Origin of the sequence: Terriglobus roseus, from assembly GCF_900102185.1 — a bacterium.
Taxonomy (GTDB): Bacteria; Acidobacteriota; Terriglobia; order Terriglobales; family Acidobacteriaceae; genus Terriglobus; species Terriglobus roseus_A.
This window is the reverse complement of the sequence record NZ_LT629690.1, coordinates 964,605-989,774: the sequence shown is the minus strand read 5'-3', so window position 1 is coordinate 989,774 and position 25,170 is coordinate 964,605. Positions and strand designations below refer to the sequence as shown.

Here is a 25,170-nt window from a genome sequence, read left to right as displayed (position 1 = left end):
CCTCTTTCTTCTCATTCTGTTCTGCCCCATACCAGTCACGAAGAACCACTCTCTTTTGCTACACTCGCCTCACCCGATCTTCGCCTGGGGGTGCAATATGATTCGAGTCTTGGCCGTCGACGATCATCCGCTTCTCAGAGCAGGTGTCATTGCATCAATCAACGCACAAGCTGACATGACGGTTGTGGGGGAAGCAGCTACTGGAGAAGAGGCGATCCAGCAGTTTCGCAACCATCGACCAGACGTTACCGTGATGGATTTGCGATTGCCTGGCAAAAGTGGAATCGAAGCTATTACGGAGATCCGCGCCGAATTTCCACGAGCCCGCATGATTGTCCTAACCACGTACGCAGGCGATGTTCAGGCACTCCGCGCGTTTCAGGCCGGGGCTTCTGGTTACCTACTAAAAAACATGTTGCGCACAGAACTCATTGATACGATCCGCAGCGTACATGCTGGCATGAAAAGAGTTCCTGCTGATATCGCCGCGATGATGGCAGAGCACGCGGGCGAAGACATTCTGTCAGATCGTGAAGTTGAGATTCTTCGTCACGTCTCTGCTGGCAAAGCGAACAAGATGATTGCCTACGATCTCAATCTTTCCGAACACACCGTGAAGGGGCATCTGAAGAACATCCTCGGCAAACTGAATGCCAATGATCGGACACATGCTGTGACAATCGCAATGAGCCGCGGCTTCTTCCACTGATATCCCTAATCTCAAATGCCGGAGTCAACCCCCTCTTTCTTCTCATTCTGAAACGCCCCAAGGGCGAGGGTCGCGATTGAGATCGCTCTGCTACACTCAGCACACACGGAACTGACTGCCAAATGAGAGCTTTGGGCCTCCTGCACTATGCTCTACATTCTCAACAGACTCGCCACGCTTAGTGCATTCATAGCTCTTTCGCTTAGTCTTGCGTGTCCAGCCCAACAGCCGCTCTCAACTCGCAATCAAATCGGTAATTTTAGACATGTATCCTGGCCCTCTAATGGTGAGATTGGAGCTGTCTTCTCAGTTCATCAGGACAACGTCGGCTTCCTTTGGATCACGTCATCACTGGGTGTCCGTAGGTTCGACGGTGTAACTTTCGAATCTCTGCGAGATGTAACGCACGGTCGTGTCAACGACAACGATGTGTTGTCTGCATTCCCTTCGCATGAGGGCGGCGTCTGGCTAGTCACTCGCACCGCCGGAATGTTGCTCTGGCGCGACGAACGACTCCAGGAGTTTCCAGATCGACGGTGTACACCCACCGTCGTAGGCGATGGCATCGCTGAAGGCCATGATGGCAGCCTATGGATGCAAGCTGCTGCAGGGCTTTCCCATCTCAGCGGCACAACGTGCAAACTGCTCGGGCCAGAGTCTGGTGTTCCGAAAGGTATGCCCGCCTCCGTCTTCGTTGACGACAAGGGCGTTGTTTGGGTCAAGACATCGAACGGTTCTCTTCTCGTCCGACAGACGAATAGCGAAAAATTTCAACTGTGGGGTAACGACGCTCTTCCAGCATCCAGCGTTGCGCACATGCACCAGGCGCCGGACAGAAGCATCTGGATTTCTGACCAAAGCGGCATTCGCCAACTGACAACTCCCACAGGCACCCCAACACATTCCGCTCCCGTAACCACGCTTGGCGATTTCACTGCGCCATTTGGTGATTTCACCTTCGAAAAGAGCGGGAATCTCTGGATAGCGGCGAGGGGCGGCTTGATTCAATTGCCTGGTCCTCAACCACTGCAATCCGTAAAACAAATGAAGGCAATTTTGCCATCCGACGGTCTGTCGTCCAGCACCAACTGGAGGCCGTTCGTTGATGAGAGCGGTGGACTCTGGATCGGGACCAATGGAGGTTTAGATAATTTCCATCGCACGTTGCTTAAACCCCTCACCACTCAAGGTAGGTCTGAGGATGAGTTCGCGGTCGTTGCGGCTGGAGATAAGACCTGGTTTGGAAATGCAACAACCGAACTGACGTCGTTAACTAAAGATGGCGTCTATAAGACATACCCAGCGATCAAATCAGTACTGACTCTCCGCAGAGACGCTCTCGGCAGAATCTGGTGTGCGAGTTCAAGTTCTCCCCGCCTCAGCTATGTCGAGTCTGAAACAGTTCACGTAGTTAACTACCCTGAGGAAGATTCAGAACCGATTCTCTCGATTGCATTTGATCGGGGAAATAATCCGTGGATCATGACGCGTGGTGGCGACGTGTTCCGCTTTTCTGAAGGGGCGTGGCAAGACCAAAGCAACATCCTTAAGAAAAGGCCTGGAGTTCTGGGCGCGATGACATCCGATGGTGATGGCAATATCTGGATTGCATTCTCAAATAAGTTGTTCCAATGGGATGGGGCAGCTTATCACCAGTCTGGCTTTCAGGATGCATCGCTCAATGTTTCAGTAGCCACCATGGCCGTGAAAAATCGCCATGTATGGCTCGCTGGCCGAGGCGGACTGGTCTTATTCAAAGATGGCGCCTTCCGAAAACCTACATGGCAAGACCGAGATTTTCCTGGCCGAATCTCAGGAGTCGTTGAATCCTCTGACGGAGATCTATGGCTCAACACCTTTTCGGGCGGCGTTCATGTTGCGGCGTCGGAAGTCCGTGACTGGATCTCATCTAATAGCCATGCGTTTCGAGCGTTGCGGCTGGACTCCAATGATGGTCTCCCCGGCCTTTCATCAGAGCGTATCCCTGAGCCTTCGCTCGTTGAATCCCTGGATGGTGATCATCTTCTGTTTGCAACAACAAAGGACATCGCGTCACTCTCACTGGCTGACTTTAACGCTAAGGGCAACCGCATCCCGCCAAGTGTCGCTATCGTCTCAGTCACTGCCTCAGGCAAAAAATTTCCAATATCGTCGAGTGTGCGAATTCCACCGCGCCCAGCGCGCCTTACCATCGCCTTTACCGCACTTGGAGCAAACGATCCTGCACGCGTCCGCTTTCGCTACCATCTCAGCGGAGTCGACGAGAACTGGCAGGATGCAGGTATGGTGCGTGAGGCCTCTTATACGAAGCTTGCGCCCGGATCACATCAATTTGAAGTCATCGCATCGGAAGATGGGCAGCACTGGAGCAGCGTCGCGGCCGTCCAAGGACTGATTGTTGTTCCAGCGTTCTACCAGACATGGTGGTTCCGGGGTCTTCTTGTGCTCGTTGGAGTCTCCGCCTTGTTCGGCATGCTGCAATTGCGACTGCACCAGGAACGAGAAAGACTGCACCGCCTGCACATGGAAAGACTCTCCGAGCGCGAGCGGATCGCTCGAGAATTGCATGACACGCTGTTGCAGGGAATCTTCGCACTTACATTGCAACTGAAGGCACTTTCGGACGGAATGCCAAGCGGGTCTGCGACCAAGTTGGAACTGGACAAGGCGATCGATAGCAGTGACAAGGTGATTGCAGAAGGCCGTGACCGCGTTCGCAGTCTTCGAATGGTCAAGAGTGAGCATGCGAGCTTGCAGGAACGCATTCGCCATCTCTCAGCAGAACTTGCAGCAGGGTCTGGGTTAAGTATTTCTGTTCTGGTTGAAGGCAAACCGACTGAGTTGCTTGCTGAGACTGAAGAAGAGATTCTTCTGGTGGTAACAGAAGCCATGAGGAACGCTGTCATTCATGCCAAAGCACACTCAATCCAGATCTCTCTTCGTTACGCACTACTCGAGTTTCAAGCCGTTGTCGCAGATGATGGAATAGGGATTCCAGAAGACCGCATTAAGGCTGAGGTACTCGTCAATCATTGGGGTCTTCAAGGGATGAAAGAAAGAGCACGAACGCTGAGGGGAACACTCGACATCCACAGCCAGCTTTCCCGCGGCACGACGATCACTATCACGGTTCCAGCATCACGTGTCTACCGGCAAGTGGGTCTAGGCCAAAGCTGGTCACGCAACCTGCGGGCTGCCTTCTCTCGCGCAATCTACTAAGCGATGGCTGGCGGATTTCCGGCGCCCATGAAAGCTTCTGGATCAACGGGAGAACCGAAGGGAAACTTCCGTAACCTTGCGAACTTGGCTGCGTTTGTAAGTGATTGATTTAATGGTGGGCACAGCAGGATTCGAACCTACGACTTCCACCGTGTGAAGGTGGCACTCTACCGCTGAGTTATGCGCCCGATCTTGGCTCTTCTAGATGCGTAACTAATTTCGTTACAGCGTGATACGAAGAGCAGTCCGTGGATACCAGCCGGACTGGGATATTCAATTTATATCACAGGCTCGTCCCTGAATGTGGCTCGCAGGGCTGATGAACGGGTAAGCCCAGCGATATCAATTCTTATGGATGGGGAGCGTGAAGCTAAACACCGACCCGTAGCCCCTCTGGCTTGTTACGGTGAGGGTGCCATGATGCGATTCAATGATGGCGCGACTGATGGGAAGTCCCATCCCAGTGCCAGGCTTCTTCTGGCTGTGCTCCCGTGACCGATACAAGCGGTCAAACACGAGATCCTGCTCAAGTGGGTCGATTCCGACACCGCGATCCGCAACCGCTGCCACAATCATTCCTCCCTTCTGCTCTGCTGAAATACGGATTGGGGATTGAGGCTCTGAATACTTCGCCGCGTTCTCCAGAAGATTGCACAACACCTTCGCGATCATGTTCGGATCCACATCCACTTTCGGCAATGGAGGAATGGATATCTCCACAGGATGGCTTCCCCATATCCAAGCGCTATTTTCTTTTGCCTCAGCCACTATCTCTTTGAAATCGACCGGCTGGACATCCATGTGCACTTCTCTTGCTTCAAGCTGAGCCATCTCTACAGCCTGCCCCACCAACTGATTAATCCTGTCAGCCTCTTCATCAATGATTTTGATCAACGATCTCTGATCCTCTGCGCTTACGTGGCTCATCAATAGGGTTCCCGCTGCACCTTTGATCGAAGTGAGTGGCGTCCTCAATTCGTGCGTGATCGAATCGAGAATCAGATTACGTAGGCGTTCGCTCTCTTTGTTAGCTTCGCTGCGCGCAATCTCTTCTAACGCCTGAACGCGATCCAGCGCGATTGCCGCAAGTCCTCCAATGGCCCGCAAAGTTTCTTGAGACAGCTTCAGTCCGACAATTTCAAGCAGGCCGCGCGGACGAACACCAGCACGAATCGGCACATGCACGGTTCCGTCTGACAGCACTTCCGGCTCCGACAAACTCAGCGCAAGTTGGCGAAAATGTGAAATCTCGATTCCTGAAATCTGCTGCTCGCCCGCCTGAAATACACGATCCCCATCCAGCAGATAGAGGGTTGAACCTTGTGCGTGGGCGGCGATGTTGATGAGAGACGGAAGAGCCTCCGTGATATCAGCCAACTTGTCCGTCCGTAGGAATTCGCGACTGAGTGAGAACAACACTTCCAACTCACGCTGACTCGCCTTTGCCTGGTCCGCTTCGTCTCGTGCCGTCTGCGAAAGCCTGCTCCCAATCACGCTGGTGGAAAGAAAAGTAAGCAGAGTCAACCAGTTTTGTGGGTCAGCAATTGTGAATGTTCCAACGGGTGGAAGAAAGAAAAAGTTGTAGCAAGCAGTAGCAACGACAGATGCAACGACGGCATATCGTAGCCTCAACTGGGCGGCCACAATCAACACATAGAGCACCAAAGTGAGAGCTACGGTCGTCGGATTTACGTGAAGCCATAGGCCGTATATGAGTAGAATGACGGCCAGAGCGCCAAACGTAGACAGCCAGTATGTTACTGTCACCAAGCGTCGTGAGTTCATGCGGGGAATTGTACAGCGTGCCTGAAACGGATGAACCCGGAAGAAAGTCTCCAGAAGACTGGCTCCACTCCAGCGAGACAGAAAAGGAACGAGGTCGTTTCAAAATCTTCCTTGGCTATGCGCCTGGTGTCGGCAAAACATTCAGCATGCTGAGCGAAGGAATCCGCCGACGCAGCCGCGGTGAAGATGTCGTGATTGGCGTTGTGGAAACACACGGACGCGCCGGCACCGCAGAACTGGCGGACAAGCTCGAACAAATTCCTCGCCGCCTAATGGAATACAAAGGCACTATGTTTGGTGAAATGGATGTTGATGCCATTCTCGCCAGGCTCCCTCAAGTGGTTCTGGTAGATGAGCTGGCGCATACAAACATCGAAGGCAGCCGCTTTGCCAAGCGATATGAAGATGTTCTCTTCCTGCTGGAAAACAAGATCGATATTCTATCGACCGTAAACATTCAGCATGTAGAGAGCTTGACACCTCGCGTGCAGGCCCTTACCGGCGTGGTCGTTCGTGAACAGGTTCCGGATTGGGTATTGGATCGCGCCGATGAGATTGTTATCAGCGACGTAACGCCAGAAGCGCTCGTGACGCGCATGCAACGCGGCGATATTTACCCCCAAGACCGTATTGAGCGATCCCTGGCAAACTTCTTCCGGCGCGGAAATCTGATTGCACTACGAGAGATGGCATTGCAACGCGTTACGCGCGCAGTCGATCGTACGCTCGACGAGTACGTGAAACGGAAGAAGCTGGGATCGCATTGGCTTGTGGCGGAAAAGGTTGCCGTCTGCATCAGCGCTGGTCCGCAGGCACGCGACCTCATCGCTCGTGGGGCAAGACTAGCCGATGCCCTTGATGCGGAGTTTTATGTGCTCCATGTCAGCGATGACGGAGACTCGGAAGAAGAACGACAAAAAATGCTTGAGAGCAGCTTCTCTTTTGCACGTCATCTTGGAGCGCAAATCGTTAGCCTTCCTGCGGGAGATGCTGCGAAAATTACGGGCGCATACATACGAGAGCAACGGATCACACAAGCAATCGTCGGCCGTTCAGCAACACATGGTTTACGGTCCTATCTCTACTACTACGCATTGCAGAAATTTATGGCAGAAGCTCCCAATGTTGATCTCCACATCGTCACGCGAGAGGCACAATGAATCGCATTCTTGTAGTCGACGACGAAAAACAAATCACCCTGATTCTCCGTACCTCTCTGCAGAGCAGCGGATATCAGGTTGAAACAGCAAGCAACGGTTTAGAAGCGTTTGAGAAGTTCGAGGCTCACAGACCGGACCTCATCATCACAGATCTATCGATGCCGGAGATGAATGGCTTGGAATTGACACAGGCCGTTCGGGGGGTAGCTACTACTCCCATCTTGGTTCTTAGTGTGCGCGACAGCGACACAATGAAAGTCAAAGCACTGGATGAAGGCGCGGATGACTACCTCACCAAGCCCTTCAGCATGAACGAACTGCTCGCCCGAGTTCGCGCATTGCTCAGGCGTAATGCTCCGCCCGCTCCTACAGAGACCGCCTTACAAGAAGGTGATTTTGAGGTGGACCTCGCGGCGCATCGTGTGTTGCTGAAAGGGACTGAACTTCATCTGACGCCCAAAGAGTTTGAGTTGCTCGTCTTCCTTCTTCAGAATGCTGGCCGGGTGATGACGCACAAAGCTCTGCTTCGACATATCTGGGGCCCAGCCGGAGAATCGCAACCCGAATACATTCGCGTATTGATCGGCCAGTTGAGAAAGAAATTGGATCGTGGCGCAGGCACGCGCTACATCCAAAGCGAACCTTGGATTGGCTATCGATTGATTGCGGAAGGCACAACCGCATCTGATTAGCGGTCAGTTTTACAACTTCTTTATGAATTCCCTACGGACTTTCTACGCACCCCTCGCCTTCAATGGTCAAGGAGGCAGGTATGAAGTTCCGCACGATAGGACTTGTATGCTTGATGCTGCTTGCATCGGCAACCGCGCTCCCCGCACAAGCAGTGATCTCAACCCAAGAGGTCACAAGACAGAGCGATCGTGAGGCTGAGCTACGTAGTCTTCGGCAACAGCTGAAAGTAATTTCCGACCGCTTAGAACAACTTGAAGCAGAGAACCATCAAGCTTCCACGACGACCAATTCTCCCGAATCTGTCGCTGCTCCGGCAACACCGCCCGCCGTAGAAACCACTCCAGCATTCATCACAGCAACCGATTCCCACGGCCTTTCTTTTCTCCGCGGTACAACGCTTAGCTTTGGCGTAGATGGTTACTACGGCTACAACTTTAACGCGCCGGTAGGCCGAGTCAATCTGTTGCGCGCTTTCGACGTCACCAGCAACAACTTCTCACTGAATCAGGTGAATCTCGTAGTGGAACATCTCCCAACGCCGGAGAGCCGTCTTGGTGGTCGCATTGACCTTCAGTTCGGGCAGGCCACGGAAACACTACAGGGCTCTCCTGCTAACGAACAGCGTCCCCAAGTATGGCGCAATCTCTTCCAGAGCTACGGATCCTATCTGGCTCCCGTCGGCACAGGGATTCAACTGGACTTCGGAAAGTTTGCAAGCTCACTTGGGAACGAAGGCAATTACAGCAAAGATCAAATCCTCTATTCGCGCGCTTATAGCTTTGACTATCTGCCCTTCTACCACATGGGCCTTCGTGCGTCTTACAACTTCACTCCCAAGCTGAACTTCACTTATTGGCTAGTGAATGGTGCGAATGAGACAGAAGACTTTAACGGTTTCAAGTCGCAGGGCTTCCTCTTCACTCTGCATCCGGCATCTTCTCTGACGTGGAACGTGAACTACTACTTTGGGCAGGAAGCACGTGATGTTCTTCCATCGACAAATTCTCCAACGACGCCTTCTCTCGTTCCACCGGGATTACCCATCGCGAACATTTCTCCCGCACCTAACGGGCGTGAACACATCTTCGACACCTATGCCACCTGGCGGCCGACGACAAAGCTGACATTCATTGGCGAAGCCGACTATGTCTTGAATCGTACTGTTCAAGAGCAGCAACCGGGCCGTGTGGTGATCGGCAGCCTTACTGCTAAGTACGCACTGCCACACGATTGGAATCTTGGCGCACGCACGGAATACTTTGACGATCGTGGAGGCCTATTCAGCGGCACCACGCAAGCACTCAAAGAGGCTACCGTTTCACTTGATCGTACCTTTGCGCCAGGCTTTATTGCTCGCGCAGAGTACCGCCGCGACTGGTCCAATCAACGCTATTTTCTCAGCGACACCGAAGGCTCCCTGCTCCATGCACAAACAACCGCCACACTGGGGCTGATGTATTGGTGGGGCACAAAACAAGGCAGTTGGTAAGGAGGCATTGATGCTCGATCTCATTGCAATCGTTTCACTCACATTCGTCTTCAGTCTTGCTGTGGCGTATGTCCACGGCTGTAACCGCCTCAAAGGAACACGTCCATGATTCTCAATGTGATTCTTCTCACCCTGTCGGCATTGCTGATGGTCTACCTTGTCTACGCTTTACTTCGCCCGGAGAAGTTCTAGTCATGAGTTTGAACGGCTGGCTCCAAATCACAATCTTCATCGCAGCTGTCCTTTTACTGGCAAAGCCAGTAGGCAGCTATATGACCGCAGTATTTGAACGTCGCAAGACCTTTCTCGATCCCATTCTTGGGCCATGTGAGCGAATCCTATACCGGGTTTCTGGTATTGATCCGGATGAGGAGATGCATTGGACAAAGTATGGCCTTGCCATGCTGATCTTCAGTGCCGCGACCTTGCTGCTTACCTACATTGTTCAAAGAGTGCAAGGGCGTCTTCCATGGAATCCGCAACATCTACATGGTGTTGAGTCTTCACTCGCCTGGAACACAGCAATCTCATTTACAACCAATACAAACTGGCAGTCTTATGTACCAGAAACGACCATGAGCTATCTCACTCAGATGCTCGCATTGGCCACGCATAATTTCTGGTCTGCAGCTGTCGGGCTTGCGCTCGCAATGGCATTCGTTCGTGGCATCGCGCGCAAGGAAAGCAAAACGATTGGCAACTTCTGGTTTGACCTCACACGAGGCACGCTCTGGATCTTGCTTCCTCTTTCCATTGTCCTGTCACTCCTGCTGGTCTCTCAGGGAGTTATTCAGAACCTGAAGCCTTATGACACCGTGAAGCTCGTTGAATCACAAACAGTGACCGGCAGCGATGGCAAGCCCGCTACAGTTACTACGCAGAGCATTGCACAAGGTCCTGTTGCCTCGCAGGAAGCGATTAAGATGCTGGGCACCAATGGCGGCGGATTCTTCAATGCCAATAGCGCCCATCCTTTTGAAAATCCAACTCCCCTCTCAAACTTTCTGGAGATGTTAGCGATCTTTTTGTTGCCCGCTGGACTTTGCGTCACGCTGGGCCAGATGGTCAAGGCTCCGAAGCATGGATGGGCCATCCTCGGCGCAATGACAGTGCTGTGGTTCGCTGGAACCTTCACCACATATTGGGCGGAGTCGCACGGCAACCCGCTGATTCACAATGTCGACGCCAAGGCCTCTCAGATGCAATCGGGCGGCAACATGGAGGGCAAAGAGGTCCGCTTCGGCATCACGAACTCGGCTCTCTTCGCAGCCGTAACAACTGATGCAAGCTGCGGCGCCGTCAACGGTATGCATGACAGCTTCACACCGCTCGGCGGTTTGGTTCCGATGACAAACATCCTACTGGGTGAAGTCGTCTTCGGAGGCGTCGGCGCAGGCCTCTACGGGATGTTAGTGTTCGTCGTCCTTGCGGTGTTCATTGCGGGACTCATGGTCGGCAGAACGCCAGAATATCTTGGCAAGAAGATCGAAGCATTTGATGTGCAGATGGCAATGTTGTATCTGCTCATCTTCCCAATGATCATTCTTGGATTTGCCGCTGTCTCCGTGTTGATGCCGAACCTGGGTCTCAGCAGCCTGGCAAACCACGGGCCGCATGGCCTTAGCGAAATCCTCTATGCCTATGCTTCAGCAACTGGAAATAACGGATCGGCCTTCGCAGGCTTGAACGCCAACACCCACTGGTACAACTACACACTCGGCATCGCGATGTTTTTCGGTCGCTTCATGATGATCATTCCCATGTTGGCCATCGCCGGAAATCTTGCGAACAAGAAGATCGTCCCTGCATCTTCGGGAACATTTCCGGTGACCACGCCGTTGTTCACCATTCTTCTCGTCGGCGTGATCCTGATCGTGGGCGCTCTCACTTTCTTCCCTGTCCTTTCGCTTGGCCCCATCCTGGAACACTTGCTGATGCGCGCCGGCCAACTCTTCTAGCTGAGAAAGAGATACAAGTATGTCTAGTCAAGCAAAACGCCGCTCCCTGTTCGACCCGAACATCATGCGTCGCGCGATATGGGACGCGCTTGCAAAGCTTCATCCGCGCGTGATGATGAAAAACCCTGTCATGTTCGTCGTAGAGCTGGGCAGCATTCTCACTACAGTCCTACTCTTGGTGAGCATGTCCACACACGATGGCCACTTCCGCTTCAACTTACAGATCACACTTTGGCTGTGGTTCACTGTCTTGTTCGCAAACTTTGCAGAAGCCATGGCCGAAGGTCGTGGCAAAGCACAAGCGGATGCGTTACGGCAGGCCAAGTCAGAGACAACAGCTCATCGACTTTCGAAGTCGGGCACAGTCGAAGAGGTCCCTAGCTCTCACCTGCGTTCAGGTGACGTTGTACGAGTTGCAGCGGGACAAATGATTCCAGGCGATGGCGAAGTCACAGAGGGCGCAGCTTCCGTCGACGAATCCGCGATCACAGGGGAATCCGCACCAGTGATTCGAGAAGCAGGCGGAGATCGTTCTGCAGTAACCGGCGGCACACGCGTCCTGTCGGACATTCTCACGATCCGGATCACTTCCAATCCCGGCGAGACGTTCTTGGATCGCATGATTGCCCTCGTGGAAGGTGCAGAGCGGCAAAAGACACCAAACGAAATTGCATTGAACATTCTGCTTGCAGGACTCACCATCACCTTCCTACTCGCAGTGGTTACTCTGCAACCATTCGCTATCTACTCCAGCGCACCGCAGACAGCCTTTGTCCTGATTTCTCTTCTGGTCTGCCTCATTCCAACTACGATCGGTGGCCTACTTTCAGCTATCGGAATTGCAGGTATGGATCGACTGGTGCAACACAATGTCCTGGCAACATCAGGTCGCGCGGTGGAAGCAGCGGGTGACGTGAATACTTTGCTGCTGGATAAGACCGGAACCATTACCATCGGCAACCGACAGGCATCCGAGTTCGTGCCAGCACCTGGAGTCACTGCAGAACAGCTTGCAGACGCATCGCAACTCTCCTCACTATCTGATGAAACTCCAGAAGGGCGTTCCATCGTTGTGCTTGCGAAAGAACAGTACAACCTTCGCGGGCGTGAGCTAGGCGAGTTGCACGCGGAGTTTGTTCCCTTCTCTGCAACCACGCGTATGAGTGGCATTGAAGTTGAGGGTCGTTCTATTCGCAAGGGAGCAGTGGATGCAATCGCTCGCTATCTTTCCGAACACAACTCTTCCATGCCAGAAGCCGTCCGCATCTCTGTTGAAGAGATCGCGAGAAAAGGTGGGACTCCACTCGTAGTAGCCGAAAACGGCCGCGCGCTTGGCGTGATTCATCTGAAGGATGTGGTCAAAGGCGGTATGAAGGAACGTTTCGATCACCTTCGCGCCATGGGCATTCGCACCATTATGATCACCGGCGACAACCCTCTGACTGCAGCGGCGATCGCGCGCGAAGCAGGCGTGGATGACTTCCTCGCAGAAGCAAAGCCGAAAGACAAGATGGACCTGATCAAGCGCGAGCAGTCGGAAGGCAAACTCGTCGCGATGACCGGGGACGGCACAAACGACGCACCGGCTCTCGCTCAGGCGGACGTAGGTGTTGCAATGAACACTGGCACCCAAGCCGCAAAAGAAGCTGGCAACATGGTTGACCTGGATTCCAACCCAACGAAACTCATCGAGATCGTGGGTATCGGCAAACAACTGCTCATGACACGCGGTGCACTCACAACGTTCTCAATTTCGAACGACGTCGCAAAATACTTCGCGATTATTCCCGCGATGTTTGCTGGTGTATTCCCTGTCTTGAACGCACTCAACATCATGCACCTGCACAATGCGGAATCGGCAGTTCTGTCAGCCGTGATCTTCAATGCGCTGGTTATTGTTGGTCTAATTCCGCTGGCTCTACGCGGTGTGAAATATCGTCCTATGTCCGCCGCGGCACTTCTTCAGCGCAATCTCATCGTCTACGGCTTGGGTGGAATCATCGTTCCGTTCATCGGAATCAAGCTGCTGGACATGGCCATTGTTGCACTGCACCTGGCGTAACGCCAGAGAGGGAAACCTTGAAATGAAACTCATACGAATCGCGTGTATCTATACGGTGGTCACGGCATTTCTTCTCGGCATCGCTTATCCGCTTGCCATCACGGCAATTGCCCAGCTCACCATGAAGGCAAAGGCAAATGGACAGATGGTTACACACAACGGCGAAACCATAGGCTCTGCAATCATTGGACAGCCCTTCACAGGAGGCGGCTACTTTCACAGCCGCCCCTCTGCTGCAGGCACGGGCTACGATGCTAGCGCTTCTTCCGGATCGAACTACGGCCCGACCAACAAGGCACTAACGGATCGTGTCGCAGCTAGCGTAAAGACGGAGTCTATGGGCAATCCAATTCCGGTAGATTTGGTGACAGCTTCAGGATCTGGTCTGGACCCAGATATCAGCCCAGCAGCCGCGTATTATCAGGCTCCACGCATCGCGCAACAGCGCCACATCTCACAGGACACCGTTAACGCACTCATCGCACGGCAGATTCAACCAAGACAGCTTGGCATTCTGGGTGAGCCACGAGTCAACGTCCTTGCATTGAATCTAGCTCTCTCGAACGCCGCTCACTGAGCAAACAGAAAGTGTGTAGGCTCCAGGTTGCTGGAGCCTACACACAAATCAGAAGTAAGTCGGTATGGCTTCCAGTACGTTGTAACTTTCGTCCACCATCGTGACGTAGCGCCACTTATCAAAAGTGAGACAGGGGTGAGATATCTCAAACCCAAGCATGTCTCCAACCTTGATATCGGCATCATGCGGGACATGCAGATAGGCGTGCTGGTCCATCAGCTTGACTGTCTCCCATGCGGAAGAAGCACGCAACGGCTCCTTATGAACGCCCGGACGAAAATGCCAGACGGCTACAGGTAATCCCGAGTCAAAAGCAACATCTCGCTTCCCCATGCCCACAATGGCAAGCCCCGGCTCCGGTACTGACTGCACATAAGCCCACACTTCCAGAGCGGACTGTAATGTCGCACCACAGTCCGCATCCACCGCTCGAGCGATGTCGTTTCGTTGTCCGATCTCCCGCTGTGCAACACGGTAAATACCTGCGTCTGAAGTCAGGTAACATCCAGGCCGCAGAACAACATCCAGCTCGTCACGGACGGCGGCAAAGACATCAGCCACCACGTCATACCAAGCAGAGCCTGCACCGCTCAGGATCACTCGCTCACCCTTAGCAAAGGCTCCCTGCTTTTGCAATTGCTTCACAGTATCGACGGCCCAACCAAGATATTCACGTATGCTGGCTTCGTCCTTCAGCACACCTTCGTAGATCTCAACACCACACAGCAGGAGACTGCCATTCCATTGCGCGATGGCATCCACGACTGCCCGTGTCTGCTCGTCCGTGCGAGTACCAGTGCGCCCACCAGTGACACCCAACTCCACTAACACACGAAGCTGCTGTCCTTTGCCCTGGAAAAACGATCCGAGTTGATGAACCAGATCGGGCGAATCCACCAACGTATAAAAGGTGGTCCCACCGGCAATAATGTCACTCACTAGTTCGAAATTCGCACGCCCCACAAGCTCATTTGCCATCAGGATGCGTCGCACACCATGGGCGTGAGCCACCACGCACTGCTGCGCAGTCGCCAGCGTAATACCCCATGCGCCCGCATCCATCTGGCGAGCAAACAGCTTCGCAGCCATGGTCGTTTTGCCATGCGGCGCCAGGAATACGCCATATTTGTGAACAAAGTCCGTCATCCAACGGAGATTATGTTCGACCCGCGGCTTGACCAGAACAGCGGCTGGTAGGCTCAAATCCTCACGCAGCAAGTTCCATCCGCGCGTGCCCACTGCCTCAATTTCTTCTTCGGTTCTTAAACCGCCGAGCCCTTTGGGGAAAATCTGTTCGCTGGCCAAGCTGCCTCCACATTTGCGATGCTTTATCTGTGACTAACTTTGAGCATATCGCCGACGACCAAATCCAGACCAGCGGAGGCCACCATGCCGGAATGTGATCTGCTGATCCGCGGAGCGCTTCTGATCGACGGCAGCGGTTCCGCTCCTCGTGAAAGCAATGTTGCTGTACTTGCGGGACGTATTGCACGCGTCGATGCAGACAGCACATGGCGCGGGGAAAGTACTGTCGATGCGAAAGGCCTTGTGCTGTCGCCGGGGTTCATTGACACGCACACGCACGACGACACCAGCGTCATCGAAACTCCAGCGATGCTGCCCAAATTGACACAGGGAGTCACCACGGTTGTGGTCGGCAATTGCGGCATCAGCGCATCACCTGTGCTACCCGCCAATCCCCTTCCCGATCCGATGGAGCTCTTAGGAAAGCCAGCGATGATGCAGTATCGCAGCTTCCCGGACTATATTGATGCGGTCAACGCAGCGAACCCATCCGTAAACGTCATGGCGTTAGTAGGGCACACGACACTGCGCGCGAATCATCTTGACCGTCTCGACCGCGCAGCTACAAGCAATGAAGTCAACGCGATGCGAGCACAACTGCAAGACGCACTTCAGCATGGCGCATTGGGTCTAAGCACCGGACTTGCTTATCTTTCGGCGTACTCCGCCACACTGGAAGAGGTGCTTGGCGTAGCCGAACCTCTCAGTAACGCAGGTGCCATGTACGCAACGCACATGCGCAGCGAGACCGCTGCCATTCTGGATGCAATGGAAGAGAGCTTCGCGGTGGGACGCTCGTCGCATCCCGTACCCGTGTTGATCTCGCATCTGAAATGCGCGGGCCCTGATAACTGGGGACGCACAAGTGATGTCCTTGCCCTGCTGGATAAGGCTCGCGCGAAACAAACGGTACATTGCGACTGCTATCCCTACACCGCCAGCAGCAGCATGCTTGATCTCCGCCAAGTGGATGAGCGCATCGAGATTCGCATCACGTGGAGCGAGCCGCATCCAGAGGTTTCAGGGAAGTCACTTGCAGAAATCGCGGCAGGATGGAATAAGACACAACTCGAAGCCGCGAAAGCACTGATGCCGGCCGGTGCGATTTATCACAACATGTCGCCGGAGGATGTGAAGCGCGTTCTGCAACACCCTGCGGTGATGGTCGGGAGCGATGGCCTTCCGCATGATCCACGTCCGCATCCACGCCTGTGGGGAACGTTCCCCCGAGTTCTTGGATACTACAGTCGGCAAGAGCAACTCTTCGATCTTCCGACTGCCGTACATAAGATGACTGGGCTATCGGCGAAAACGCTTGGATTGCGTGATCGCGGATTGATCCGCGAAGGTTTCGCCGCTGACCTTGTTCTCTTCGATCCGGCAACTGTGCGCGATGCAGCAACGTGGACGGATTCAACACAACCCAGCCTTGGCATTCATCACGTGTGGGTCAACGGAATAGCTTCCATCACAAACGGTACAGTCACAACACAACGCGGTGGCAAGTTCCTGCCGCGGCAATCGCATGCAGCATGAACCATTTGCAACAGGAGAAGGTATGAGCATCAAGCGTTACGGAGTAGAAGGCGGTAAAGGACAGGGCGGTTCGCATATGCCCTTTGCGAGAGCAGTGGAGGCAAATGGATGGCTGTTCGTCAGCGGCCAGGTTCCCATGGTGAATGGCGAAGTCATCGTTGGCAATGTCGTTGCACAGTCGCACCAGGCAATCAAGAACATGATGGCCATCGTGGAAGAAGCAGGCTACGGTCCGGAACATATCGTTCGTTGTGGCGTGTGGCTTGATGATGCGCGCGACTTCGCTGCATTCAACGGCGTCTTCCGCCAATACTTCGGCGAAAATCCCCCGGCACGTGCATGCGTGGAAACAAAGATGGTGGTGGATTGCAAGGTTGAAATCGATTGTGTTGCTTACAAGGATCCCGCTAAGTAAAGGATGATGACCGACACCCACTCGATCTTTTTGCTTAGCACTGCAGCGATCTCAGTCGTTGTGTTGATCCTGCTCATCGTGTGGGTGCGGTTAAATCCGTTTCTTACGCTTATCCTGTGCTCTATTGGACTGGCCATAGCTTCAGGCATGGCCCTACCCAAAGTGGTCAGTTCCTTTGAGACTGGCCTCGGCAACACGCTTGGCCATGTCGCCATTGTGGTCGCACTTGGCACCATGCTTGGAAAGATGCTGGCAGAGTCTGGTGCTGCCGAGCGTATCGCTCAAAGCCTTGTGGATGCGTTCGGACCGCGGCATGTTCCGTGGGCCATGTTGTGCGCTGGCATCATCGTTGGCATCCCCGTATTCTTTGAGGTCGCGCTCGTCCTGCTGATGCCGCTCGCTTATAACGTGGCAAAAAAGACGAACCGCTCTCTCGTCACGACCTTACTTCCCATGGCCGCCGGTGTTGCGATGGTGCATGGCCTACTTCCACCCCATCCTGCAGCGTTGATGGCAGCAACGGCGTTTCAAGCAGATCTCGGTAAGACCATCGGGTGGGCTCTGCTCGTAGGCATCCCAGCCGCAATTCTTGCTGGTCCCATCTGGTCCGGCTTCATCTCAAAACACATCGCGGCGCCACAGCACACGGCGCTGAGCGATGCGTTCGTGCATTCCGACCAGAAGCGTGAGCTTCCATCGTTTCTCACCAGCGTGTCGATGATCCTTCTGCCTGTACTGTTGATGCTCGTTGGCAGTTGGGCAGATAAATTCACCGCGATCGGAAGCCGCATGAATCTGCTATTGCACTTCCTTGGCAATGCGGACGTAGCTCTTCTGATCGCGACGCTCTTGAGCATGTATCAACTCGGCCTGCGCCGCGGCTTCAAGCGCGATCAAATACTCCGATTTACGAACGAGTGCCTCGCTCCCACCGCCACTGTGACATTGTTGGTCGGTGCAGGCGGCGGCTTCGGCCGCGTCTCATCGACAGCGGAGTCAGCAGCGTGCTGCTCGGCTATGCATTGAAGACGCATGTTCCATTGCTTCTTTTAGCATGGCTGCTTGCAACATTCATCCGCTTGGCTACGGGTTCCACGACAGTTGCCATGGCGACTGCCAGCAGCATCGTCGCTCCTATGGCTCTTGCCATGACGGGAGTTCGACCTGAGTTTCTTGCGATTGCCACCGGCGCAGGCGCAACTGGCTTTTCGCATGTGAACGACGGCGGCTTCTGGCTTGTCAAGGAATACAGTGGCATGTCGGTCGCAGACACGTTGAAGTCATGGACAGTGGTAGAAACCATATTGTCCCTGGTCGCTTTCGGCTTAGTCTGCTTGCTGCAACTCATCCTTAACTAAATAACGACCAAATGAAATGGTGGCGGCAACAATTCTGTTGCCGCCACCATTTTGTTTCTCCACCACCTAGAAAAGCAGTTTCGCTGCAAACTGCAACTGTCGTGGTGTATTGCTTTGAGCACTGATCTGGCCAAACTGCGCGTTGGAAAGATTCGTCACAGGAGAGCCGAATACCACTTGGTTGAGTGCGTTAAAGGCCTCGCCTCGAATCTGTAGCTTGAGTTCATTCTTCAAAGTGAAGTTCTTGAAGAGGGAGAAGTCCACATTTTCATAAGAAGGCGCACGGAGATTGCTGATGGTTCGCGGTGCGTTGCCAAACGTAAACGCCGCAGGTTGAGAGAAGGCTGCCGGATTGATGTAAGCACCATTGGCCTTGTGATTCGCAGTGCCAAGGCGCTGCGAAATGGGGCCGTGTGTGCGAGGGTCTTGTCCTGTCAGATTCGGCCGCAGCACATTACCGCCAGCCTGCGACGTGTCCTGCGTTGTGATTGCAAGCGGGAATCCGCTTTGTTGTGTGTAAATGCCGTTCGCTTGCCATCCACCGAGGAACGCATCCACGAAGGGATTCCAATTGCCACCGAAGTGCTTGCCTCGTCCAAACGGAAGCTCGTAGACACCACTGATGGTCAGCTTATGCGAGACATCGTTAGCAGATACTGCGCGGTCACCAGCAGCGTTGTAGATGTCCTGTATGCCACCGGCCTGATTGCCAACGTTTGAGATGTTCGAGTAGTTATCAAATAACTTCGAACCTGTGAATGCCAGCAGCAGTGTGAGTCCGTGTGCGGCGCGTTTGGTCACCTTCAACTGAAACGAATCGTATTGGCTGAAACCGCCGGTTGGGTACGACCCCTGCACCTGCACATACTGAGGAAACGGTGCCAGAAGATACCGTCGCGCAATGGTCTGCGTCGAAAGTGTTCCAGTGGTGATCGTTCCATAGAAGGGGTTAGAAACTGACTGCTGCAGTCCCGTTCCGTATTGCTGCACGACGGAGATGGGTAGCTGGTTCAGAAGGAAGTCGTTTTCACCCGCACGATTCAAGTGAACACCGTGGCTTCCCACGTACGCTGCTTCCACCAACACAGACCAAGGCAACTGCCGTTGCACATCCAGGTCATAGCTCTGGGTGTAGCCCACCTTGTTGTCGCCCGCTAACGGCGTTTCAAACGTCTGCCCAATCGCCGTGGACAGTCCCTGCGAGCTACCAACAGGCTTAGCAATGCCATTCGGGAAGGGATTGCTAAGCGTTGCTCCGGAAAGTGTTACGTTACCCGGAACCGCGTCAAAGGTCGTTGAAGCGCTGAAACCTACGTTGCCAATGGTCGCAGCAGCGGCGCGCATCGACGGATTGAAATAGATGCCATAGGCGCCGCGGATGGCCGTCTTTGAATCCACCTGATAGGCAAATCCGAAGCGGGGTGCCCAGTCCTTCCAGCGAGGCTCAAACTGACGGCGGCTTGCGCCGTTCACGCCCATAAACCGTAGACCACCTTTAGCTCCTGAATACACCGACGCCAGAGGAGATGTTGCACTGGGATCGAAGACCTCCATGCGATCATGACGTTCGGTGCGCGGGATCTCCACATCCCAACGCAATCCCAAATTCAGGGTCAGCTTCGAATTCGCCTTCCAGTCGTCCTGTATGTAGCCCGCATAGTAAAAGCTCTGCGTCGCGCCATCCTTGCTGTTGATAGTCATGGTGCCTGTGCCAAGCCCCAAGAGGAAGCTGGCAAAACCATCACCGCCTACAGCATTATTGGGGTTCTGTTGTGTGTGCGTCTTGGGGAACGAGAAGCCTCCAACGGAATTACCAGATTCGGTATCATTCGCCCGCATAAGGCGTCCTTCTCCACCGAACTTCAGGACATGGTTGCCCTTGACCTTGGTGATGTTCAAGCCTAGGAGATGCGCTTCATAACCTGCATGGCGCGTAGTTCCCTGCCCGGCGCTGCCCAATCCTTGATAATTTGCCGGAGCAATACCCGGGAACTGCAGATGATCAGCGTTCGCTGAGATATAGCTGGGCATACCGAGATTTGCCGACGGATCGAAACCATCGCTGACCGAGCGGAAATCCAGCGCCACGCGTGAGTAGCCGTAACGGGCTTCAAACACCAACGTAGGCGACTGCGTGCGAGTGTAATCTACCGCAACAGAGTTGGAATTCTGCGGTTGCTGTCCTGCATTGTTTTGCGCGACGGCTATCGATGGATCCTCAAATAGCGTTGCGGGCTGCGAAAGTCGGCGGCCGGAATAGCGCGCGAACATGCTGTTGCGTTCGTTGAAGACCTGGTCCACCTTCGCGTCATACGTGTTGATGTTGACCTGGTTAACGCCGGTTGCGAAGTAGTTGTTCGCTCCATAGGCAGCGTTCGCAATATTCGGAAGCGGCCAGTACTTCACAATGTTTTGCGCCACCGGATCGAGGCGGGTTTTCGGGATCATGTTGCCGGCAAAGGCTGTGCGCGTATAAGCGCTACCAACAGCCACTGTCGTCGTCGGGTCATAGATTACGGGAAGGCCGCTGGCTGAGAAATCGCCGGTGCGCTCTGCTACAGTGGGCACCACCATGTTTGTGGATGTTCCCGTTCCCTGCCTCAAACCTTCATACGAGAACAGGAAGAAGGTCTTGTCGCGTCCGTTGTACAGATGCGGGATCACTACAGGAGCCTGGATGCTTCCACCAAACTGATTTCGAGTGAACTGCGGAAGCGCGCGGTTATTCAGCTTGCTGAACCAGTCGTTCGCATCCATCGCCGAGTTGCGCACGAAGTCATACAAGCTGCCGTGTGGCTTGTTTGTACCCGACTTGAGAATCAGATTGATGATGCCGCTGCCGCTGCGACCAAACTCGGCGCTGTAGCCGTTCGTCAGGACTTTGAACTCATCTACAGCGTCGACGGATGGGAATACAGCAAAGCCGTTGATCGGGTTTGCAAGAGGAGGCGATGCTGGAATGCCGTCCACCAGAATGTCCGCGCTGCCCGGGCGACCACCATTGATGGAGATGTTGGATGAGTTGTATGCCGTTCCCACACTGCCAACCGATCCCGGCAGGAGGAATACCAGTGCATAGGGGTTGCGCTGGTTCAACGGGAGATTGACGATGCTGCGATTCTCCACCAATCCGGATATAGCACCCGTAGATGTCTCAATCTGAGGGACGTCCGCCTGAACCTCCACGGTCTCAGAGGCCGAACCAATCTGAAGCGGCACCTGGATATCAGCGACCTGGCTTACCGTGAGGGTGATGCCGGTACGCTGGTTCGTCTTGAAGCCCGGAGCAGCAATCGACAGTGTGTAGGGCCCGCCGGGTTCCAGCGAGGCGAAGACGAATCGTCCGTTCTCGTCGGTATGCGCCTCCGTGGCAACGTTGGTGGCTGTGTTAACGACCTTCACTTGCGCATTCGCAATGGGTGCGCCCGCAGGATCCTGAACCGTTCCACGCAAAGAAGCTGTAACTACCTGCGCTGCAGAAGGAAGCGCCGTCACAGCAGCTAGACCAATCGGCAAGACCAGAGAGAAAGAAAGAACAGAGTTCGAAAGCGCCCTGCCCACGGTGCGCCTGGAAAAAGCAGGAGTTCGGCGATGCATAGTGTCTGACCTCGAAAAGGGTGATTGCTAAGGGGATCGAGCGAATTTCGCATCGATCCTCGTTGGATTTCAAAAACCCAACGAATCTAACGAGCCATAGCAGCAACCGGAAAGGTCAAACCTGCTATGACACGGTGCGTGTCACCGTGCGCTGCCTGCGTTTTCTTGGATTTTTCAGGAAAGAGAGGGTGTTCTTGTGTCTAGCGACAACAGTGTGAGAAGCTGCGATGCACGGGATGGAGGAGGGAAAACATCGCTGTCTGTGAGTAAAGAGATCATACCCGAAACCAGCTCGCCGCAAACGCAGGCGATGCAGGATGGCAACAACTGCGATCCGCGCACGGAAGAATTGGATCGCATCGTTCACAGCGACACGTTTTCCAAATCACCGCGACTGGCAGCGTTGCTCAAGCACATCTGCGAACGTACGTGGGCCGGTCATGTAGATGAGCTGAGCGAACAGCAGATTGGTATCCACTTCTTTCATCGCCCACCAGGGTTCAATGCAGGCGAAGATGCGATTGTTCGCGGTAGCGCTCGCCATCTTCGCAAACGTCTCGATCTGTATTACGGAACCGAAGGCAAACATAACCCCGGACGAATTCTTGTTCCCAAAGGTGGTTATGTGGCTCGGTTTGAAGACGCCACGTCTACTTCCGAGCCAAATATTTCCGAGCGGGATACAACGGAGTCGCATCCGATTCAAATCCTGCAGAAGGCAGGAAAACGATTCTGGCTCTGGACAGCGATCCCGCTTCTAGCTGTCGCCATTGTTGGATTTTTTCTATGGCAACATAACCGGCAAGCGCAGGCAGAACGCGACTACGGTTCATTGCTGCTATGGAAAACACTCTTTCAGGGAAACCGTCGTACAGTGATTGTTGCTGGCGATGCCGCACTCAATCTATACACCGCATATACGCATCAACCGGTTCCCTTGCTTGTATATATGGAGCAGCGTTATCAGAACGATCCCGCCATCCAGGCAATTTCACCAGAGGGTCCGGGGTTGTTATCCCGAGTGAATGCAGCCACCATGGCCGACCTGAAACTCACTTCGGAACTGGTGCGTATTCCCTACCGTCTAAATCTCCCAACTTCTGACAAGGATGTGGAGGTTCGTTACGCACGCGATGTAAACCAGGGTGATCTGCAAGGTGCCAACCTTATCCTGCTCGGCACTTCCACATTCAACCCGTGGTCTTCTATTTACGACTCTAACCTTGATTTCCATCTGGACCGCGGTTACGAGCACTACACCTTTCAGGTGGTGAACCGTGCTCCGCGCAACGGTGAAGCGGCAATCATCACGAAGAACGACGCCCAGGCATTGACCACGGTAGCGCTGACGGACACGCCCAGCGGGAACGAACATGTCCTTCTCCTTGGCGGTTCCACCATGGGCAGTGTGTATGCCGCGGAACACTTTCTCTTCACGCAACGCATGTGGCAACCCATCCTTAATGCTGCCACCATCAACGGGAAGCTCCACGGCTTCGAAGTCGTGTTGAGAAGTGATTTCGTGAAGGATGAAGTCAGCAACACGACAGTCGTCGCTTACCATATTCATTAGTTTTCACCCGTGTCACTCAGAACAATACGGTGACAACACCGTGCTAAACATTCATTACAAAAGGCTTATGATTTTTCATTTCTTTCGATGTCCGTTGCACTGACTTAGAGCCATATGCGATAACCGCTATCGCTACAGAACCGCATTCGATTTCGCTGTGAATCGTCCAGCGAAAAGACTTGGCTTAGAGAAGGGACAACATGGATTCGATCGGCAAGCAGTTTGATAGGCGACAGTTTGTTCAGGGAGGCGCAGCGGCGGCACTGGGTGCAGCAGTAGCACCAAACCTCGCACGGGCACTTCCCATAGAGGAAGAAGCACCTGCGAAAGATGGCAAGAAGCCAAACCTGATCTTCCTGTACACAGAAGGACAGCGTTGGGACTGCCTTAGCAGTGCGGGTCACCCCCTGCTGAAAACTCCAAACATGGATCGCATTGCACACGAAGGTGTGAAGTTTGAAAACGCCTTCTGCACGAACGCACTCTGCGCCCCAGCACGTGCCTCCGCCATGACGGGCATGTGGTCACGCTCCACCGGAGCTCTGGACAACAAGACAGTCAACACACCGCTGCCATCCGACATTCCCGTCTTCACCGACTATCTGCTCGAAGCCGGTTACGAAACCTGCGTTGTTGGCAAGGTACACATGCGTAACGGCATGAAGGAAAAGCACTGGGATTACTACTTGGGCGTAAATGCTCCGGCGACGAACTATTACAAGCCGAAGATGGCCGAAGGAAAGAATGGCAAGATCGGTCCAGTCCAAGTGTGGAACGAAGGCTACTGCGATGACTTCGTCACGGATCGCGTTCTCGACTGGCTGAAGCAGCCTCGCGAGAAACCATTCGCCCTGCTCCTCTGGTACATGACACCGCATGCACCGTACTTCCGTGCGCGCCGCCATCTCGACCTGTACAACGGCGTGAAGATTCCCAAGCCCGCATCGTTCGATGACGACCTCAAGGGATATCCCGGCAAGCCCACTCCGTTCAAGACAGCGGACAACAAGATTGGCACCACGGACACCGGCGATGCCGTGCGCTCCATCGAAGAACTATGCAAGGACTACTACTCCGGTCTTGTTGCCATCGACGAGAACGTGGGGCGCATCTTCAAGCACCTAGACGACACCAAGGCGATGGATGACACTGCCGTCATTCACAGTTCAGACCACGGGTATCTCTTGGGTGAGTGGCGCCTGTTCGACAAGCGCCTGATGCACGAACCATCCATCCGCGTTCCCATGGCCATCCGTTATCCCAACCGCGTGAAAGCCGGTGCGGTGAAGAAGGAGATGGTGTTGGACGTCGACATTGCTCCCACGGTCATGGACCTTGTTGGTCTTCCAATCCCCAAGCAGTTCCAGGGCCGGTCCATGTTGGACGTTGTAGACAACAAGGGCCCGGCATGGCGCAAGGAATGGCTTTATGACTACTACGAGTTCCCAGGCGCGGAAAACGTAGCACCACACCGCGGTGTGCGTACGGACACACACAAGTTCATTCAGTGGTATACGCAATCGCCTCAGGAATTTGAACTCTACGACCTTAAGAACGATCCCAACGAGGCCCATAACCTTTATGGCGATCCGAAATATGCCGCGATTCAGAAAGACCTCGAGGCCCGACTCGCAAAGCTTCTAACGGAAATTCCGGAAAGAAAAGCTTAAGAGCAAGATACAAATAAGAGCCGCCGGATCACTGCGATTCCGGCGGCTCTTATTTATGCATAGG

The 25,170-nt window shown here is 54.0% G+C and carries 16 protein-coding genes, 1 tRNA gene and 1 pseudogene; 14 read left to right on the top strand and 4 right to left on the bottom strand.

The window, feature by feature from the left end:
• Positions 1-97 precede the first annotated feature (97 nt).
• The gene (locus BLT38_RS04225; RefSeq protein ID WP_083344066.1) at positions 98-709 is read left to right on the top strand and encodes a response regulator transcription factor; all 612 of its coding nucleotides are present in this window, start codon (positions 98-100) and stop codon (positions 707-709) included.
• Positions 710-1,138: 429 nt separating this feature from the next.
• The gene (locus tag BLT38_RS04220) at positions 1,139-3,928 is read left to right on the top strand and encodes a sensor histidine kinase (protein WP_172838140.1); all 2,790 of its coding nucleotides are present in this window, start codon (positions 1,139-1,141) and stop codon (positions 3,926-3,928) included.
• 113 nt (positions 3,929-4,041) lie between these two features.
• On the opposite strand, the gene BLT38_RS04215 is transcribed toward BLT38_RS04220, so the two are convergent.
• Together BLT38_RS04215 and BLT38_RS04210 are read right to left on the bottom strand one after the other, a co-directional pair.
• Positions 4,042-4,116, bottom strand: a tRNA-Val gene (locus BLT38_RS04215).
• Positions 4,117-4,270: 154 nt separating this feature from the next.
• Positions 4,271-5,695 carry a sensor histidine kinase gene (locus BLT38_RS04210; protein ID WP_231966862.1) on the bottom strand — a complete coding sequence of 475 codons (1,425 nt, stop codon included), beginning with the start codon at positions 5,693-5,695 and terminating at the stop codon, positions 4,271-4,273.
• A gap of 35 nt (positions 5,696-5,730) precedes the next feature.
• Between BLT38_RS04210 and BLT38_RS04205 the strand changes: the two genes are divergently transcribed.
• The 7 genes from BLT38_RS04205 to kdpC all read left to right on the top strand — a co-directional run bounded on the left by BLT38_RS04205 (position 5,731) and on the right by kdpC (position 13,652).
• Entirely contained in the window at positions 5,731-6,873 is a 1,143-nt protein-coding gene (locus tag BLT38_RS04205; RefSeq protein WP_231966733.1) for a universal stress protein, read from the top strand.
• A complete protein-coding gene (locus BLT38_RS04200; protein ID WP_083344062.1) occupies positions 6,870-7,565 on the top strand; it encodes a response regulator transcription factor in 696 nt (231 codons plus the stop codon). Before BLT38_RS04205 ends, BLT38_RS04200 begins: the two co-directional genes overlap by 4 nt.
• 80 nt (positions 7,566-7,645) lie before the next feature.
• Positions 7,646-9,055 (top strand): outer membrane beta-barrel protein, encoded by a 1,410-nt coding sequence (locus BLT38_RS04195; protein WP_172838139.1) that lies wholly within the window; start codon positions 7,646-7,648, stop codon positions 9,053-9,055.
• Positions 9,056-9,160: 105 nt separating this feature from the next.
• On the top strand, positions 9,161-9,247 hold the full coding sequence (gene kdpF / locus BLT38_RS21100) for a K(+)-transporting ATPase subunit F (protein WP_083344060.1): 87 nt from the start codon (positions 9,161-9,163) through the stop codon (positions 9,245-9,247).
• A 2-nt stretch (positions 9,248-9,249) separates the two neighbouring features.
• Positions 9,250-11,013, top strand: coding sequence for a potassium-transporting ATPase subunit KdpA (kdpA, locus tag BLT38_RS04185; RefSeq protein ID WP_083344059.1), 1,764 nt, complete (start codon positions 9,250-9,252; stop codon positions 11,011-11,013).
• Between the two features lie 19 nt (positions 11,014-11,032).
• Positions 11,033-13,075 carry a potassium-transporting ATPase subunit KdpB gene (gene kdpB, locus BLT38_RS04180; protein WP_083344058.1) on the top strand — a complete coding sequence of 681 codons (2,043 nt, stop codon included), beginning with the start codon at positions 11,033-11,035 and terminating at the stop codon, positions 13,073-13,075.
• A 22-nt stretch (positions 13,076-13,097) separates the two neighbouring features.
• Positions 13,098-13,652: a potassium-transporting ATPase subunit KdpC gene (kdpC, locus tag BLT38_RS04175; protein WP_083344057.1), complete on the top strand. Its 555-nt coding sequence runs from the start codon at positions 13,098-13,100 to the stop codon at positions 13,650-13,652.
• A 48-nt stretch (positions 13,653-13,700) separates the two neighbouring features.
• Here kdpC and BLT38_RS04170 read toward each other — a convergent pair whose 3' ends face one another.
• A complete protein-coding gene (locus BLT38_RS04170) occupies positions 13,701-14,957 on the bottom strand; it encodes an amino acid deaminase (protein WP_197674930.1) in 1,257 nt (418 codons plus the stop codon).
• Between the two features lie 84 nt (positions 14,958-15,041).
• Here BLT38_RS04170 and BLT38_RS04165 point away from each other — a divergent pair, with 84 nt between their 5' ends.
• The 3 genes and pseudogenes from BLT38_RS04165 (at position 15,042) to BLT38_RS04155 (ending at position 18,266) form a co-directional block, all read left to right on the top strand.
• A complete protein-coding gene (locus BLT38_RS04165; RefSeq protein ID WP_083344055.1) occupies positions 15,042-16,493 on the top strand; it encodes an N-acyl-D-amino-acid deacylase family protein in 1,452 nt (483 codons plus the stop codon).
• A gap of 22 nt (positions 16,494-16,515) precedes the next feature.
• Positions 16,516-16,908, top strand: a complete 393-nt coding sequence (locus BLT38_RS04160) for a RidA family protein (RefSeq protein ID WP_083344054.1) — start codon at positions 16,516-16,518, stop codon at positions 16,906-16,908.
• A gap of 3 nt (positions 16,909-16,911) precedes the next feature.
• Positions 16,912-18,266 (top strand): annotated as a pseudogene (locus BLT38_RS04155) (gluconate:H+ symporter).
• 66 nt (positions 18,267-18,332) lie between these two features.
• Here BLT38_RS04155 and BLT38_RS04150 read toward each other — a convergent pair.
• Positions 18,333-21,782 carry a TonB-dependent receptor gene (locus BLT38_RS04150; protein WP_231966730.1) on the bottom strand — a complete coding sequence of 1,150 codons (3,450 nt, stop codon included), beginning with the start codon at positions 21,780-21,782 and terminating at the stop codon, positions 18,333-18,335.
• Positions 21,783-22,125: 343 nt separating this feature from the next.
• Between BLT38_RS04150 and BLT38_RS04145 the strand changes: the two genes are divergently transcribed.
• Both BLT38_RS04145 and BLT38_RS04140 read left to right on the top strand, forming a co-directional pair.
• Entirely contained in the window at positions 22,126-23,436 is a 1,311-nt protein-coding gene (locus BLT38_RS04145; RefSeq protein WP_083344052.1) for a hypothetical protein, read from the top strand.
• A gap of 200 nt (positions 23,437-23,636) precedes the next feature.
• Positions 23,637-25,106, top strand: a complete 1,470-nt coding sequence (locus BLT38_RS04140; RefSeq protein WP_083344051.1) for a sulfatase — start codon at positions 23,637-23,639, stop codon at positions 25,104-25,106.
• Positions 25,107-25,170 lie beyond the last annotated feature (64 nt).

What these genes read in the sequence shown, in the direction of transcription:
- BLT38_RS04225 (WP_083344066.1), top strand. Translation starts at nt 98, where the DNA reads ATGATTCGAGTCTTGGCCGTCGACGATCATCCGCTTCTCAGAGCAGGT.
- BLT38_RS04200 (WP_083344062.1), top strand. Translation starts at nt 6,870, where the DNA reads ATGAATCGCATTCTTGTAGTCGACGACGAAAAACAAATCACCCTGATT.
- BLT38_RS04195 (WP_172838139.1), top strand. Translation starts at nt 7,646, where the DNA reads ATGAAGTTCCGCACGATAGGACTTGTATGCTTGATGCTGCTTGCATCG.
- kdpF (WP_083344060.1), top strand. Translation starts at nt 9,161, where the DNA reads ATGATTCTCAATGTGATTCTTCTCACCCTGTCGGCATTGCTGATGGTC.
- kdpA (WP_083344059.1), top strand. Translation starts at nt 9,250, where the DNA reads ATGAGTTTGAACGGCTGGCTCCAAATCACAATCTTCATCGCAGCTGTC.
- kdpB (WP_083344058.1), top strand. Translation starts at nt 11,033, where the DNA reads ATGTCTAGTCAAGCAAAACGCCGCTCCCTGTTCGACCCGAACATCATG.
- kdpC (WP_083344057.1), top strand. Translation starts at nt 13,098, where the DNA reads ATGAAACTCATACGAATCGCGTGTATCTATACGGTGGTCACGGCATTT.
- BLT38_RS04165 (WP_083344055.1), top strand. Translation starts at nt 15,042, where the DNA reads ATGCCGGAATGTGATCTGCTGATCCGCGGAGCGCTTCTGATCGACGGC.
- BLT38_RS04160 (WP_083344054.1), top strand. Translation starts at nt 16,516, where the DNA reads ATGAGCATCAAGCGTTACGGAGTAGAAGGCGGTAAAGGACAGGGCGGT.
- BLT38_RS04140 (WP_083344051.1), top strand. Translation starts at nt 23,637, where the DNA reads ATGGATTCGATCGGCAAGCAGTTTGATAGGCGACAGTTTGTTCAGGGA.